9 protein-coding genes and 1 pseudogene are annotated in these 14,289 nt (G+C 67.3%); 6 read left to right on the top strand and 4 right to left on the bottom strand.

Annotation, left to right across the window (positions count from 1 at the left end; all coding sequences use genetic code 11):
* Window positions 1-31 precede the first annotated feature (31 nt).
* Window positions 32-1,306, bottom strand: a complete 1,275-nt coding sequence (locus WT24_RS02615; RefSeq protein WP_059502295.1) for a serine hydroxymethyltransferase — start codon at window positions 1,304-1,306, stop codon at window positions 32-34.
* Between the two features lie 356 nt (window positions 1,307-1,662).
* Here WT24_RS02615 and WT24_RS02610 point away from each other — a divergent pair, with 356 nt between their 5' ends.
* A complete protein-coding gene (locus tag WT24_RS02610) occupies window positions 1,663-2,778 on the top strand; it encodes a GlxA family transcriptional regulator (RefSeq protein WP_080747627.1) in 1,116 nt (371 codons plus the stop codon).
* A 64-nt stretch (window positions 2,779-2,842) separates the two neighbouring features.
* On the opposite strand, the gene WT24_RS02605 is transcribed toward WT24_RS02610, so the two are convergent.
* A complete protein-coding gene (locus WT24_RS02605) occupies window positions 2,843-4,255 on the bottom strand; it encodes a discoidin domain-containing protein (RefSeq protein WP_060031018.1) in 1,413 nt (470 codons plus the stop codon).
* A 267-nt stretch (window positions 4,256-4,522) separates the two neighbouring features.
* On the opposite strand from WT24_RS02605, the gene WT24_RS02600 reads away from it, so the two are divergent.
* A complete protein-coding gene (locus WT24_RS02600) occupies window positions 4,523-5,944 on the top strand; it encodes a PLP-dependent aminotransferase family protein (RefSeq protein WP_060031015.1) in 1,422 nt (473 codons plus the stop codon).
* A gap of 155 nt (window positions 5,945-6,099) precedes the next feature.
* Here the strand turns inward: WT24_RS02600 and WT24_RS32010 are convergent.
* Window positions 6,100-6,405, bottom strand: a pseudogene (locus WT24_RS32010) (zinc ribbon domain-containing protein); the annotation flags it as partial.
* Between the two features lie 222 nt (window positions 6,406-6,627).
* Here WT24_RS32010 and WT24_RS02595 point away from each other — a divergent pair.
* Window positions 6,628-7,401 carry a hypothetical protein gene (locus tag WT24_RS02595; protein ID WP_060031012.1) on the top strand — a complete coding sequence of 258 codons (774 nt, stop codon included), beginning with the start codon at window positions 6,628-6,630 and terminating at the stop codon, window positions 7,399-7,401.
* Between the two features lie 304 nt (window positions 7,402-7,705).
* Here the strand turns inward: WT24_RS02595 and fdhA are convergent, their stop codons facing one another.
* Entirely contained in the window at window positions 7,706-8,902 is a 1,197-nt protein-coding gene (fdhA, locus tag WT24_RS02590; protein ID WP_059502288.1) for a formaldehyde dehydrogenase, glutathione-independent, read from the bottom strand.
* 549 nt (window positions 8,903-9,451) lie between these two features.
* On the opposite strand from fdhA, the gene WT24_RS35570 reads away from it, so the two are divergent.
* From WT24_RS35570 to WT24_RS02580, 3 genes are all read left to right on the top strand, one after another.
* Window positions 9,452-9,754, top strand: coding sequence for a POTRA domain-containing protein (locus WT24_RS35570; RefSeq protein ID WP_306453330.1), 303 nt, complete (start codon window positions 9,452-9,454; stop codon window positions 9,752-9,754).
* Window positions 9,755-9,784: 30 nt separating this feature from the next.
* On the top strand, window positions 9,785-11,020 hold the full coding sequence (locus tag WT24_RS02585) for a ShlB/FhaC/HecB family hemolysin secretion/activation protein (RefSeq protein WP_306453329.1): 1,236 nt from the start codon (window positions 9,785-9,787) through the stop codon (window positions 11,018-11,020).
* 160 nt (window positions 11,021-11,180) lie between these two features.
* Window positions 11,181-14,183, top strand: coding sequence for a filamentous hemagglutinin N-terminal domain-containing protein (locus WT24_RS02580; protein ID WP_060031008.1), 3,003 nt, complete (start codon window positions 11,181-11,183; stop codon window positions 14,181-14,183).
* Window positions 14,184-14,289: the final 106 nt, after the last annotated feature.

Here is a 14,289-nt window from a genome sequence, read left to right as displayed (position 1 = left end):
CTCGCTCGTGTGACTGTTCTGGTGGGGTCGATCAGTAGATCGGGAAGCGCTCGCAGAGCGCGAAAATCTCGCGGCGCACGCGCTGTTCGGTCGCCGGATCGCCTTCCGGATTCGCGCGCAGCGCGTCGAACACTTCGAGGATCAGGCGGCCGATCTCGCGGAACTCGGCGACGCCGAAGCCGCGCGTCGTGCCCGCCGGCGTGCCGAGACGGATGCCCGACGTGACGGTCGGCTTCTCGGTGTCGAACGGGATGCCGTTCTTGTTGCAGGTGATGCCCGCGCGTTCCAGCGCCTGCTCGACCGGCGCGCCCTTCAGGCCCTTCGGGCGCAGGTCGACCAGCAGCAGGTGATTGTCGGTGCCGCCCGTGACGAGATCGACGCCGCCGGCCTTCAGCACTTCGCCGAGCGCCTGTGCGTTCGCGAGCACGTTGTCGATGTAGGTCTTGAAGTCCGCATGCAGCACTTCGCCGAACGCTACCGCCTTGCCGGCGATCACGTGCATCAGCGGGCCGCCCTGCAGGCCGGGGAACACGGCCGAGTTGATCTTCTTCGCGATCTCCTCGTCGTTGGTCAGCACGAAGCCGCCGCGCGGGCCGCGCAGCGTCTTGTGCGTGGTCGACGTGACGACGTGCGCGTGCTCGACCGGGTTCGCGTGGCGGCCGGCGGCGATCACGCCCGCGATGTGCGCCATGTCGACCATCAGCTTCGCGCCGACGCTGTCGGCAATCGCGCGAAAGCGCGCGAAGTCGAGCGCGCGTGGGTACGCCGAGAAGCCGGCGATGATGAGGCTCGGCTTGTGCTCGTGGGCGAGCGCCTCGACCTGGTCGTAATCGATGCGCAGCGTGTCGCGATTCACGCCGTACTGGACGGCGTTGAACCACTTGCCCGACAGCGCCGGCTTTGCGCCGTGCGTCAGATGGCCGCCCGCGTCGAGCGACATGCCGAGCACGGTGTCGCCCGGCTTGGCCAGCGCGAGCATCACCGAACCGTTCGCCTGCGCGCCCGAGTGCGGCTGCACGTTCGCATAGCCGGCGTTGAAGATCTGCTTCACGCGGTCGATCGCGAGCGCCTCGACTTCATCGGCGAATTCGCAGCCGCCGTAGTAGCGCTTGCCGGGATAGCCTTCCGCATACTTGTTGGTCAATACCGAGCCCTGCGCCTCGAGCACGGCGCGCGACACGATGTTTTCCGACGCGATCAGCTCGACCTGCGACTGCTGACGCTCAAGTTCCTTCAGGATGGCGCTGCGCACCGGCGCGTCGCGCTCGGCAAGGGGCTGCGAGAAGAAAGGCTGGGTATTCGACATAGTGCGTCCGTGACGAAGAATAAAGGGCTGCAACCGAAGCTCAAGGGCCGCCGTGCCTGGGATTCCCGCGCGTCCAGTGCAAGGCTGCCGACGGCTCTATTCTTGTCGTTCGGATTTTCGGCGGATTGATGAATTTAGACGCGTTCTTTGCCTTTTCCGCCATGCGCGTCCGTTTTATACAAGTGACCGGTCGTGCTTTTCGGGTCGACCGCCCGAAAACGGTGTGGGCGGTTCACCTATGGACACGCACACCGGCAGTGCGTTTGCCGCACGTTCGAGTGCGGCGTCTCCCGGATACGGTGCAGCGCAGCAACCGCCCGATGCCCAGACAACGTATGGAGCTAGGGTTTAGCCGTATGGCACGCTTGTTGCACTCGCTCACACAATATCGCAGCCCGATCCGTGCCCCGGGCCAAAAGCTATTAGAGATTCAAGGAACGCTCCCCATGTCGCCCGACCGCACAGCGTCGCTGTCCCACTTCGCGTTCATGCCTTTACCGAACTTCACGATGATCGCGTTCACCAATGCGATCGAGGTGCTTCGGATGGCGAACTATCTGAGCGGCCAGCCGCTCTACCGCTGGTCGGTGATCAGTCCGGACGGCGGCCCGGTCACGGCGAGCAACGGCCTCACGGTCGACACGGGGCCGGCCGAATGCGTGGGGCAGCCCGACATCGTGTTCGTGTGCGGCGGCGTCGACGTGCAGCGCGCGACCACGCCTGCCCATCTGTCGACGCTGCGCCGCTTCGCGCGCTCGGGGCTGCCGCTCGGCAGCCTGTGCACGGGCACCTATGCACTCGCGAAGTCGGGGCTGCTCGCGGGCTATGCGTGCGCGATCCACTGGGAGAACATGTCGGCGCTGAAGGAAGAGTTTCCGGACACGCGCTTCCTGAAGGAACTGTTCGTGATCGACCGCGATCGCATCACGTGCACGGGCGGCGTCGCACCGCTCGACATGATGCTGAACCTGATCGCCGCGCGCGTCGGCACCGCGCGCGTCACGCAGATCGCCGAGCAGTTCATCGTCGAACACGTGCGCGACACGAGCGCGCAGCAGCGCATGCCGCTCGTCGCACGCCTCGGCTCGGCGAACAAGTCGCTGTTCGAAGTGATCTCGCTAATGGAGAACAACATCGAGGAGCCGCTGTCGCGCGAGGAACTCGCGCGGCTCGCGAACATGTCGCAACGGCAGTTGCAGCGCCTGTTCCGCGAGCATCTCGGGATGACGCCGACGCACTACTACCTGACGCTGCGGCTGCGCCGTGCGCGCGAGCTGCTGCTGCAGACCGACATGTCGATCATGCACATCACGATGGCGTGCGGCTTCCAGTCGGCATGCCACTTCAGCAAGAGCTATCGCGACGCGTTCGGCGTCGCGCCGACCCGCGAGCGCCGCAAACAGGTTGCGCCGCTCGCGCAGGGCGCGGCGGCGGCCGGGCCAGCGTTTCCGACGCATCTGCTGCATGCGTGAAGCGCGGACTATCTGAAGCAAAAAAAAGCGGCCTCGAAGGCCGCTTTTCCGTTTGCGTTTGCGCTTACGATCCCCACACCTGCATTTCATCGAGCGAGTACCCCCACTGCGTCGCCCGCTTCGTGCCGAGCATCCGCACGTAACGCCCCTGCCCGTTCAGGTTCGGCAACGTCACGTGCCCGTACGACACGCCGTTGTTCGTCGAATAGATCGTCGTCCAGATCGCGTTGTCGTTCGACGTCTGGATCTGGTAGACGAGCGCGCCCGCATCCCAGTACAGGTCGATGCTGCTGATCGTTTTCGTCGCACCGAGATCGACGGAGAGCCATTGCGGATCGACGCCCGTCCCCTCCGGCGAATCCCAGCGCGTGCTCGTCGTGTTGCCGTCGAACGCCTTGTCGGCCGTCAGCGACGCATTGTAGCTCGCCGATGCGGCGGCCGGACGCCCTTGCGACAGCAGCGTCAACTGCTTGGCGGACGGGCCGCCGTAGTAGTTCGCCCCGAGCTTGGCCTTCGTCGTGTCCGCATTCACGCCGAACTGCGACAGGCTCCAGCGCTGGCCGGTCGTCACGTCGCCGACGTAGAGCTGATAGCCGCCCGCCGTCGTCGACGAGAAAAACAGGTAATTCGTACCACTGACAGGCGCCGGGTCCGAGTTGTTGCTCATGCAGTCGTTGAGCGCCAGCGCACTCGGCGTCGACGCCGGGTCGGCCGTCTTCGCATAGATCTGGTCGGCTCCGCCGCTGTCCTTCCAGCGGGCGTAGTACACCATGCCGTCCGCACGCACGATCGGGTAGTACGTCTGCAACCCGGCCGGACGATCGAACACGGCGGTCGCCCCGGTCGCGATCGTGCGCTTCATCAGCCCCATGTTCGAGCCGGTGCCCGTCGCGTAATACACGGCGCTCGCGTCCGGCGCGAGGAACGGCATCGAGTATTCGGCGCCTGCCGGCGCATTCGTCAGGCTCACGACCGACGTGAATACCGGGCCCGCGCTCGTGTACGACAGCGTCGCCTGCTTGACGTCGCCGTTCTGCTTGAACACGAGCGTCTTGCCGTCCGCGCTGAACTTCGGGTCTTCGTTACGGGTGGCGCCCGTGCTGTTCGTCATGTTGACGGGCGGCGTGCCGGCGCCGAGCTGCAGCATGAACACGTTCCATGCGCCGTTGCGGATGCCCATGAACGCGAGCCATTTGCCGTCGGGGCTGAACACGCCGTTCATCGGATCGGTGATGCCCCACGCGCTCTTGCTGAGTTGCGTCAGCGTATGGGCCGAAAAATCGTACAGGAACAGCTGGCTCGTGCCGTCGCCGTACTTGACGTAGCTGTGATAGACGAGCTTGCCGGTCAGCGCGGCGGGAAACGTCGCGTTCGGCTGGGCGGCGGGGTTGTTGACGCAGGCTGCGGCGGCCACGCCGCTGACCAGATTGAGGGCGATGCCGGCCACGAGGCCCGTGACGAGGGTCTTCAATTTCACGCTGGATGCTTCCGGGTAAGGGTAAGGACGCCGCTGACGAGGACCCGCGCGGCACGCGCGGGCGTCACGGATCCGCCGTCGGGCAGCGTGAATTCCGTATCGGTCGGACATCGGGAACAAAACTTGCGGCAGTGTGCCTTCTGGTCAGACGAAAGAAAAGGATCAGAGCGCGCTTAAAACATACGGATCAGCGATTTAGGGCGCGCTTGCACGTGACGGCTGCCGTACTACTCTTTGTCATCTGGGTCCAACGCCGGGAGGACACGCATGAAGCGTTATGCGGTGCTGGCGCAGACGATTGCCGACGCGATCCGGCGCGGCGACCTGGCGCCCGGCGCGCGCATTCCCACCGTGCGCGCGGCATGCCGCGCGTATCGCGTCAGCCCGTCCACCGTGTTTCGTGCGTATTACGCGCTCGAAAGCGAGGGTCTGATCGTCGCGCGGGCGCGCTCCGGTTATTTCGTTGCGAATGCCGCGGACAAGCACGTGCGATTCGGCCGCGATCCGCCGCGCAAGCCGGGCGCCGCGCAAACCGGCGACGACGATGCGCTGTTCCGCCTGCTCGACTCGCTCAAGTGCGACGACATCGTGCCGCTCGGCTCGGCGTTCGCAAGCTATTCGCTGTTCCCGATGAGCAGCCTGTGGCGTTACGTGGCGTCGGCCGCCCGCAACATGGACCGCACGAAACTGCTCGCGGGCCTGCCGCCCGGTAACGAAGCGTTGCGCCGCCAGATCGCGTTGCGCTATCTGAGCGCGGGCGGGTCGTTGCCGCTGGAGGAAATCGTCATCACGACGGGGGCGACCGAAGCGCTGACGCTCAGCCTGCAGGCGCTGACGCGCCCGGGCGACATCGTCGCGATCGAACGGCCGGCCTTCCACGCGGTGCTGCAAGCCGTCCAGTGCCTGCACCTGAAGGCCGTCGAGATTCCGGTCGACCCGCGCACCGGCCTCGACCTCGACGCGCTCGCCGAGGCGCTCGACACGCATCCGGTGCGCGCGTGCTGGTTCATGACGTCATTCCACAACCCGACCGGCGCGACGCTGACCGACGAGCGCAAGCGCGCGCTGATCGACCTGCTCGCGTCGCGCGGCGTGCCGCTGATCGAGGACGACGTGTATGGCGAACTGCAGTTCGGCACGGCCCCCACGCGGCCCGCGAAACTGTATGACGACAGCGGGCTCGTCCTGCATTGCGGGTCGTTCTCGAAATGTCTCGCGCCGGGATTCCGGATCGGCTGGGTCGCGGCCGGCCGCTTCGTGCGGCAGATCCGCCAGGCCAAGAGCGCGAGCGCGCCGGCCGCCGACGTACCGGCGCAGATGGCGATTTCGAGCTACCTGCGCGACGGCGCATACGACCGTTTCCTGCGCAAGCTGCGACGCAATCTCGCCGCGCACCAGGCGCAGATGCTCTCGGCCGTGCGCGCGTATTTTCCGGCCGACACCGAAGTGTTCGCACCGCGCGGCGGGTATTTTCTGTGGATCGAACTGCCGCCGCACATGGACGCGATGCACCTGTTCGGCGATGCGATGGAAAACGGCGTCAGCATCGCGCCCGGGCCGATCTTTTCCGCCACCGGCGGCTTCCGCCGCTATCTGCGGCTCAACTACGGGCGTCCGTGGACACCGGCCGTCGAGCGTGCGCTGGAGACACTGGGCACGCTCGCGTCCCGGCAGCGGCACGGCAGCTAGCATGAGACGGGCGGCACGAAACGTGCGCCACGCGACGCGCGACATGCGCCTTGCGTTTCACGCGCGAACGACCAAAAATGAAGCGGCAGGCAGCCGCGAACGAAAGGGTTCCACGCGTCCGATGTTATGGAGAATCACTTGACGTCCTCCTCTCCCTAAAAGGAGAGGATTCCCACACCTGGCGATGCACGTCCGCATCGGAGAATGTTCAGCGCAGCGTTGGTATCTCGATCATGCTCGACACCACAGTCACTGCAGGTCCACTCTCTTATTCTCAGTCCCGCGATACCTTTCGGCCGCGCCGTGCTGTCTTTCGACCCGCACGCCGAACAGGACTGGGTAGAACCGCTTTCGTCGACTTTCTCGAACATGGCTCCGTGCGCGATCGCTTTGTAGCGGAGCTTGTTTCGGAACGACGACCAGGACGCGTCGTAGACGCTCTTCGCCATCCTGGTTCTGTTCACCGCACGGCTCTGCTTGTTGAGCAGTCCGTTGAGCGACTTCACCCGGTAGCGGTAGACAAGAATCATGCAGATGATCCTAACCAGTGGAAGAACCTGCCTGTCAACCGCACGCCTTTCCTTCCCGCCATCAATGGCGGGGTCTCTCGGAGCAAATGATGAACATCGCATGCGAACGACCGCCTATGTGTAGCCCGACGATAGCGTCCGTCGGTCGCTGACATGCGTGTCCTGCCCAACCGAAGCGTCCGTGCGCGCGATGCCTGGCGTGCCGTGCTGAACGCGCGCGCCGAATCGCGGCACGCGACGTGCTGCCGCTGCCGCGAATGCGGTTTCGTGGCGTTCCGCGCGCTCGAGCATTGCCCCGTTTGCGGTCAGTGGAACTGGCCGTTCGAACCGATTCGCCGCACGCCGGCCGACGCGCGTGCCGCGCATGCGCCGCGGTCGTTCCATACATGGTCGTCGCGCGTCGCCCGCGCGCTGCGCAACGCGGCTTCCCAGCGGCCGCGCGCATCGAGCGCGCCGATCCTGAGCATTCTCACGCTCGTGCTGCTGGTCGGCGGCTACGTGACGGTCGACCAGACCTGCAAGGCCGATCCCGCTTGTCGCGGATCCGCCGCGCCGGCCGCCGTCGCGACCGAAGCCGTACTTCAAGCGTCGAACGAGCCATTGATACCGGTCGTGCCGGCACCCGTCTACCCGTTTCATTCGACCGATGAAACACGGGTGGCAGTCGATCCGCCACAGGCCAATCCGCAACCGGCCGCCCCGCTCGCCAGCAAACCCGCGCGCAGGATGGCGGTTGCGCAAGCCGCGCCGTCGTTGCGCGCACCCGACCGCATGCGCACCGGCGCAGTCCGCGTGGCCGACTGGAAAGGCGGCCGCGACGTCGCCCATCGCACGCACGCGATCCGCCGCGTCAGCCTGCACACCGGGCGGACCCGCCGCGCCGCGGCCAGCAACGCCGAAATCGCGAAGCTCTATCGCGGCCACTGAGCGCGCTCCAGGCTCGCGCGCCCGTCGATTCAACTTTCTAAACCGCCCGTCACAAAACCTCGTTTGTGTCGCGACGGACGCATGACGTTCAATGGGGCATTCGCCCGCGCCGGCGCATATCGCACGCCGGCCGCTCGGTCCACCGGAGTCCGTCGATGAATGCACTGCAGCTCGTGACCCTGGCCGCCATCTGGGGCGCGTCCGCTCGCCGCATTGCCTCCCCCGCCTTCGCTCCCGCAACGAAAACGGGCGGCCCGTTTCCGGCACCGCCCGCTTCGTGTCGCGCGTGTCGAACGCTAGCGCATCACGCCGCCAGTAACCCGTGCGGGTCGATGACGAATTTGCGCGGCGCGCCGCCGTCGAACTTCTTGTAGCCTTCCGGCGCCTGGTCGAGCGAAATCACTTCGACGTTGACGATCTTCGCGATCGGCAGCCGGTCGAACAGGATCGCCTGCATCAGGTTGCGGTTGTACTTCAGCACCGGCGTCTGGCCCGTGAAGAACGAATGCGATTTCGCCCAGCCGAGGCCGAAGCGGATGCTCAGGCTGCCGTGCTGTGCGGCCTTGTCCTTCGCGCCCGGATCGTCCGTCACGTACAGGCCCGGGATGCCGATCGCGCCGGCCGGGCGCGTGATTTCCATCAGCGAGTTCAGCACCGTCGCGGGCGCTTCCTCCGAATGGCCCGACGAGCCGTGGCCGTGCGCCTCAAAGCCGACGCAATCGACCGCGCAGTCGATCTCCGGCACGCCGAGGATCTGTTCGATCTGCTCGCCGAGCGACGCGTCCTTCGACAGGTCGACCGTCTCGAAGCCCATCGCCCGTGCGTGCGCGAGGCGCTCCGCGTTCATGTCGCCGACGATCGTCACGGCCGCGCCGAGCAGGCGCGCCGACGCGGCCGCCGCCATCCCGACCGGGCCCGCGCCCGCGATGTAGACCGTCGAACCGGGCTTCACGCCCGCGCTCACCGCGCCGTGATAACCGGTCGGCAGAATGTCGGACAGGCAGGTCAGATCGCGGATCTTCGCCATCGCCTGATCGCGATCCGGGAATTTCAGCAGGTTGAAATCGGCATACGGCACGAGCACGTATTCGGCTTGGCCGCCGATCCAGCCGCCCATGTCGACGTAGCCGTACGCGCCGCCGGCCCGCGACGGGTTCACGTTCAGGCATACGCCCGTATGCGTGTCCTTGCACATCGCGCAGCGGCCGCATGCGACGTTGAACGGCACCGACACGAGATCGCCGATCTTCAGCGTCTCGACGTCCGGGCCCACTTCGATCACTTCGCCGGTGATCTCGTGACCGAGCACGAGGCCGACCGGCGCGGTCGTACGGCCGCGCACCATGTGCTGGTCGGAGCCGCAGATGTTCGTGCTGACCACTTTCAGGATCACGCCGTGGCCGATCGCGCGGCCGCTGGGGTCGACCATCTTCGGATAATCGATTTTCTGGACTTCGACCTGGCCCGGCCCAAGATAGACGACACCTCGATTGCTGCTCATCCTATTGTCTCCATGTCTCGTTGGATGGCGTCGCGGCGCGCCGGCCCTTGCGGCGCACGCGCAACGTGCTGTTCGAGAGTAGTCCGGGAGGCAGGGGGGCCGATGTCTCAAACGCGACATGCGTTTGATCCGAGCCGACATCGGCGCCCCGGGATACGCCTGCACACAGATCCGGCCCGGCGCGCCCCGTTTTCGACAAAATCTGACAAGACAAATCGATAACACAGTTGGCCTAGTACTCATCCAATATCAAAACGCGGCCACGCTCCGTAGTATCCCCGACGCTCAACGCGCTATCGGCGCGCCAATCCGTCGAGGGTGAAAATTCGTCCCATCCACAGCAACTCACACCACGCCGATTCCGATACCGCTGCCGCATCGGCGATCTCGGGCCGGCCGCTCCCGTTACACGGCACGTCTCGTCCACGGCATCGCGCCGCCCGCACCGGTTGCCCGGCTCAATGGGCGGGGCTCCCAGTCTGGTGCATCGGCGCCGTGCTGTCGATGCCGGGCATTGCGCACGCGCTGCCGCCCAGCGCCGGGCAATCGATGCGTGACATCGAGGCCACACGCCCTGCCCTTCCCGCCGACTCGCCGCCCGATCTCGCCATCCCGCCGCCGCCCGACACGAAGCCGCCGCCGCCCGGCGACGACGCCGGGCCGCGCGTACGGGTGCAGGCATTCGCGATCGGCGGCAATCGTGCGTTCGGCGCCGACCGGCTGCAACCGCTTCTCGCGGATCTCGTCGGCCGCGAACTGAGCTTCGACGAACTCCGGCAAGCCGCCGACCGGATCTCCGCGTATTACCGCGAACACGGCTACGTGCTCGCGCGCGCCTACCTGCCGCAGTAGGACATCGACGGCGGCACCGTGCGGATCGACGTGAGCGAAGGCCGTTACGGCACCGTCGAACTGAACAACCGCTCGCGCGTGCTGGACGGCGTCCTGCGCCGGCCGCTCGCCGGCCTCCGGCCCGGCGACGCCGTGCAAGGCGACGCGCTCGAGCGCAGCCTGCTGCTCCTCGACGATCTGCCAGGCGTCGCCGCGAAAGGCACGCTGCGCCCCGGTGCCGAAACCGGCACCACCGATCTCTCCGTCGACGTCGAACCCGGCCCGCTCGCGTCCGGCTCCGTCGATCTCGACAACTATGGCGACACGCTCACCGGCCGTTATCGCGCCACCGGCAGCGTCGACGTCAACGCGCCGCTGCGTATCGGCGATCAGTTCACGCTGCGCGGGCTGGTCAGCGACGCGCGCCAGCGCTATTACCGCGTGGCATACCAGTTGCCTGTCGGCCCGGCGTCGACGCGGCTCGGCGTCGCGCACTCCGACATGCGATACCGGGTCGGCGGCAGCTTCGACGATCTCGACTATCACGGCCGTGCATCGGTGCAAAGCGCGTTCGTCACGCAACCGCTGCTGCGCAGCCGCCGCGCGAACGTCAGCGCGCAGTTCCTGTTTGAAAACAAGCAGTTGCACGACGACTACAACGCATTCGACGTGCATGGCGCGAAGCGCATCCAGATCGGTTCTTTCAGCATCACCGGCAGCAATCAGGACGACTGGTTCGGCGGCGGACGCAGCAGCGCATCCGTGACGCTCGGCATCGGCCGGATGAGCGGCAACGATCCGCTCGGATCGAATCGGTTCGCGAAAACGCACGGCCGGTTCGCGAAGCTGAACGTCAGTGCGGTACGGCTTCAAGCCATCACTGCGCGCTTGCAGCTCTACGTGCAGCTCAGCGCACAACTCACATCGCGCAATCTCGACTCGACGGAAAAATTCAGCCTCGGCGGCCCGTATGGGGTACGCGGGTACGCGCTCGGCGCGGGCAGCGGCGATCAGGGCTGGCAGGCGAGCGCGGAACTGCGCTATCTCGCCGCGCCCGGCTGGCAGGTCAGCACCTTCGTCGATACCGGGCGCGTACAGGTCAACAAGCAGCCGTGGAACCGGGAGCGCAACACGCTGCAGCTGTCGTCGGCAGGGCTCGGCGTCGGCTGGTACGGCGCGAGCCGGCAGGTCAACGTCGCGTGGTCGCGACCGTTCGGCAGGTCCGACGACGCGGCCGCGAGCACGCGCTCGCCAAGTGTCTGGCTTCAGGCGACCCAGTATTTCTGAGTCGCCCGGCGCCGATCGCCGGCCCGGCGGCGCCGCGGGCCGGCAACCCGGCGGCGGGCAGCATGACCGTCCGCCGCATGAAGCGGAAGATCGATCCGCTTCGCAACCGGTCAGTTCGTTTCACTGATCGACTCCAACAACTCCGTTATCGAGGATAACAATGAACAAGACCTATGCATTGGTGTGGAATCACGCTCAGGCGTGCTGGAACGCGGTCGGGGAAACCGCGCGCCGACGCGGTAAAGCCGGCGACAGCACGCTCGTCGCGGCCGGCGCCGTGTCGCTGCTCGGCCTCGCCGCGCTGCCCGCACACGCATTGCCCACCGGTCAGGCCGTCGTCGCCGGCCACGCCGACATCGCCACGTCCGCCGACGGCAAGACGATGTCCATCAATCAGCATTCCGACAAGCTCATCACCAACTGGCAGGACTTCGGCGTCGCCGGCGGCGAACGCGTGTCGTTCCACCAGCCCGGCAGTTCGTCCATCGCGCTGAACCGCGTGATCGGCTCGCGCGGCAGCCAGATCGACGGCCGCATCGACGCCAACGGCAAGGTGTTCCTCGTCAACCCGAACGGCGTGATGTTCGGCGCCGGCTCGCAGGTCAACGTCGGCAGCCTCGTCGCGTCCACGCAGAACCTGTCCGACGCCGACTTCCTCGCCGGCAACTATCGCTTCGCCGGCTCGTCCGCCGCGACCGTCGCCAACGCCGGCAACATCACCGCGGCCGACGGCGGCAGCGTCGCGCTGCTCGGCGCGCGCGTGTCCAACACCGGCGTGATCCAGGCGAAGATGGGCCGCGTCGCGCTCGGCGCCGGCAACGCATTCAAGGTCAACTTCGACGGCAGCGACCTGCTCAGCGTACAGGTCGAAGGCGGCGCCGTCGACGCGCAGGCAAGCAACGGCGGCCTGCTGAAGGCCGACGGCGGCGACGTGCTGATGACCGCCCGCGCCGCGGGCGATCTGCTCGGCGCAGTGGTCAACAACACCGGCACCATCGAGGCGCGCGGGCTGAACAGCCACGGCGGGCGCATCACGCTCGACGGCGGCACGGTGCTGGCCGGCGGCACGCTCGACGCGAGCGCCACGGCCGGCAACGGCGGCGAAATTGCGACGCGCGGCACGAACGTCCGCGTTGCCAACGATGCCACGGTCGACACGCGCGGTGCGAACGGCCGCTCGGGCACGTGGAAGATCGACACGGCCAACGCGCGCGTCGCCGACGATGCGAACGCAACGATCGGCGCGGCTACGCTGTCGCGCAACCTCGGCACGACCGACGTCGCATTGACCAGCACGGCAGGCGACCTGTCGGCCGACGGCGCGGTCGACTGGAGCAGCGACCACACGCTGTCGCTCGCATCGCAGCTCGGCAACGTGAAGCTGCAACGCGCGTTGAATGCGCACGGCGACCGTGCGGGACTGGCGGTCGACGCCGCGAAGCGTATCGACATCGACGGCCCGCTCGCGCTGACCGGCGCGAACGCCGCGCTCCCGCTGAACTCGGGCAACGGCCATGTGTTGAACGACAATGCAGCCGTCACGCTGTCGGGCGCGAATGCGTCGTTCAGCGCAAACGGGCACGCCTATCGCGTGATCCACAACGTCGAACAACTGCGTGCGGTCGATGCGAACCTGAAAGGCCGCTACGTGCTCGGCAATACGATCAAGGGCAGCGGCGCGTTCCGCAGCATCGGCGGCGACACGGCGTTCGCCGGCACGTTCGACGGCCTCGGCAACACCATCTCGGGGTTCTCGGTCTACAACAACGGACCGCTCGTCGGCCTGTTCGCGTCCAACGTCGGCACGATCGCGAACCTGACGCTCGATTCGGTATCGGCACGCGGCACGGCGAACTACAGCCGAGGCCCCGCGATGGTCGGTACGCTGGTGGGCGCGAACGTGCAGGGCACGCTATCGAACGTGCACGCGCGCAACGTGTCGGTGACGAGCGGCGGCTCGCCGACCAACGTCGCCGGCGGCCTCGTCGGCCTGAATCTGAGCGGCACGATCGATCGCGCGTCGGTGTCGGGCCGCGTGCAGGGCGACCGCTTCACGACTGCACTCGGCGGGCTCGTCGGCGAAAACATCACGTCGCCGGACAGCCGGCTCGACACAGCGACGATCTCGCGCAGCCGCGCCGACGCAAGCGTCTCCATCGGCGCCGCGGGCACGCTGCCCGACAACGGGTCCAACGGAATCGGCGGCCTTGTCGGCATCAACACCGGCGACGTTCTCGATTCGACGAGCACCGGGCAGGTCTACGTCGCGGGCACCAGCACGGCCGTCGGCGGCCTCGTCGGGCGCAATGACGGCACGGTTCGCGGATCCGGCGCGTCCGGCCGCGTCGCTGCCGGCGCGGCAAGCACCGTCGGCGCGCTGGTCGGCATCAACGCGGGCACGATCGCCGCATCGCGCGCGAGCGGCGACGTCGCAAGCGGTGCGCGCGGCACGGCGGGCGGCCTCGTCGGCATCAACGCCGCCACCGGTACGATCGACAAATCGAACACCACGGGTACGGTCACCGTCGCGGGCAACGATGCGACGGCGGGCGGGCTCGTCGGCCGCAACAACGGTCGCGTGTCGAGGTCCAGCGCATCCGGCAACGCTTCCGTCGGCGCGAACGGCACCGCAGGCGGCCTCGTCGGCATGAACAGCGGCCACGTCGAGTACGGCAACGCGTCCGGCAAGGTATCGGTTCTCGCCAATAGCGACGCCGGCGGCCTGATCGGCCGCAACATCGGTACGGTCGCCTCGTCGCATGCGCAAGGCGCCGTTTCCGCCGGCGCCGACAGCAATGCGGGCGGGCTCGTCGGCAACCACACGCGCGGCTCGATCGTGCTGTCCGACGCAAGCGGCAGCGTCAGCGGCGGCGCACGCGCGAAGATCGGCGGCCTGGTCGGCCTCAACGGCGGCACGATCGACCGATCGTCGTCGTCCGGCACCGTAAGCGGCGGCCTGAACGCCACGCTCGGCGGCATCGTGGGCACCGACTTCGGGACCACGCAAGCATCGTCGACCACCAGCCGGATCGCTTACACGCCGGGCTACGGCCAGCGCTACGGCGGGCTCGCGGGCTTCGCGATGACGTCGATGAAGGGCAACACGGCGTCCGGCGACGCGGCGCAGGTGCCGCTGATCGGCGGCCAGTTCGCGTTCTTCTGACCATGACCCGGCGCAGGCGGGGAGGGAATGTGACCGCCTGCGCGCGGGGGAACGACGACGCGCTCGTTCGTTCCCCCGCATCGGCGGCGATGCACGACGAGCCGCG

Source organism: Burkholderia sp. MSMB1078WGS (genome assembly GCF_001528895.1).
Taxonomy (GTDB): domain Bacteria; phylum Pseudomonadota; class Gammaproteobacteria; order Burkholderiales; family Burkholderiaceae; genus Burkholderia.
Note: the sequence above shows the minus strand (reverse complement) of the source record. Positions and strands in the feature narration are given on the sequence as shown.

What these genes read in the sequence shown, in the direction of transcription:
- WT24_RS02610 (WP_080747627.1), top strand. Translation starts at nt 1,663, where the DNA reads ATGGCACGCTTGTTGCACTCGCTCACACAATATCGCAGCCCGATCCGT.
- WT24_RS02580 (WP_060031008.1), top strand. Translation starts at nt 11,181, where the DNA reads ATGAACAAGACCTATGCATTGGTGTGGAATCACGCTCAGGCGTGCTGG.
- WT24_RS02615 (WP_059502295.1), bottom strand. Translation starts at nt 1,306, where the DNA reads ATGTCGAATACCCAGCCTTTCTTCTCGCAGCCCCTTGCCGAGCGCGAC.
- WT24_RS02600 (WP_060031015.1), top strand. Translation starts at nt 4,523, where the DNA reads ATGAAGCGTTATGCGGTGCTGGCGCAGACGATTGCCGACGCGATCCGG.
- WT24_RS35570 (WP_306453330.1), top strand. Translation starts at nt 9,452, where the DNA reads ATGCGTGACATCGAGGCCACACGCCCTGCCCTTCCCGCCGACTCGCCG.
- fdhA (WP_059502288.1), bottom strand. Translation starts at nt 8,902, where the DNA reads ATGAGCAGCAATCGAGGTGTCGTCTATCTTGGGCCGGGCCAGGTCGAA.
- WT24_RS02595 (WP_060031012.1), top strand. Translation starts at nt 6,628, where the DNA reads ATGCGTGTCCTGCCCAACCGAAGCGTCCGTGCGCGCGATGCCTGGCGT.